General features: G+C 59.2%; 1 protein-coding gene. It reads right to left on the bottom strand.

Annotated features, from left to right (window positions below):
• Positions 1-1,193, bottom strand: a 1,193-nt coding sequence (locus A2I95_RS39375; protein ID WP_291737794.1) for a 30S ribosomal protein S1, incomplete at its 3' end; no start/stop codon positions are given.
• Between the last annotated feature and the right edge of the window lie 70 nt (positions 1,194-1,263).

The raw sequence follows: 1,263 nt of genomic DNA, 5'->3' as shown, positions 1-1,263 counted from the left end.
AGGTGAACCATGCCGTCGATGTCGCCGTCGAGGCCAATGAACAGACCGAATTCGGTGATGTTCTTGACTTCGCCTTCGACCTCGGTGCCTTCCGGGTTGGCTTCGGAGAAGACTTCCCACGGGTTGCGCATGGTCTGCTTGAGGCCCAGGGAAACGCGGCGCTTGGCACCGTCGATTTCCAGAACCATGACGTCGACTTCCTGGGAAGTGGAGACGATTTTGCCCGGGTGGACGTTTTTCTTGGTCCAGGACATCTCGGAGACGTGAACCAGACCTTCGACGCCCGGCTCCAGCTCAACAAATGCACCGTAATCGGTGATGTTGGTGACGCGGCCCTTATGCACGGAGGACAGCGGGTACTTGGCGCCGACCAGATCCCACGGATCTTCCTGCAACTGCTTCATGCCGAGGCTGATGCGGTGGGTCTCTTTGTTGATCTTGATGACCTGAACCTTGACGGTTTCGCCGATCGACAGGATCTCGGAGGGGTGGTTCACACGGCGCCATGCCATGTCGGTGACGTGCAGCAGGCCGTCAACGCCGCCCAAGTCAACAAACGCACCGTATTCGGTGATGTTCTTGACCACACCGTCGACCGCTTGGCCTTCGGTCAGGTTGCCGATGACTTCGGCACGCTGTTCGGCACGCGATTCTTCGAGGATGGCGCGGCGCGAAACAACGATGTTGCCGCGGCGGCGGTCCATTTTCAGGATCTGGAACGGCTGCTTCAGACCCATCAGCGGGCCGGCGTCGCGCACGGGGCGCACGTCAACCTGCGAACCGGGCAGGAAGGCAACAGCGCCGCCCAGGTCGACGGTGAAGCCGCCTTTGACGCGGCCGAAGATCGCGCCTTCGACGCGCTGATCGTCTGCATAGGCTTTTTCCAGGCGGTCCCAGGCTTCTTCACGGCGGGCCATCTCACGCGAGATGACGGCTTCGCCGCGGGCGTTTTCAGCCGAGCGCAGGAAGACTTCCACTTCATCGCCAACAGCGATTTCAGCAGCTTCGCCAGGATTTGCGAATTCTTTCAGGTCAACGCGGCCTTCCATTTTGTAGCCGACGTCGATGATGGCCTGACCGGCTTCGATTGCCAGTACTTTGCCTTTGACAACCGAACCCTCGTCCGGGGTGTCCATTTCGAAGCTTTCGTTCAGGAGGGCTTCGAAATCCTCCATTGATACGTTTTGAGCCATGAGGTCTCAGATTTCCTTTTCATACGGTTTTTCTGGCCATGCGGTTGTCTCCGCCGGTCTTGGTTAGCCG

This window comes from Leisingera sp. F5, assembly GCF_001593695.1.
Note: the sequence above shows the minus strand (reverse complement) of the source record. Positions and strands in the feature narration are given on the sequence as shown.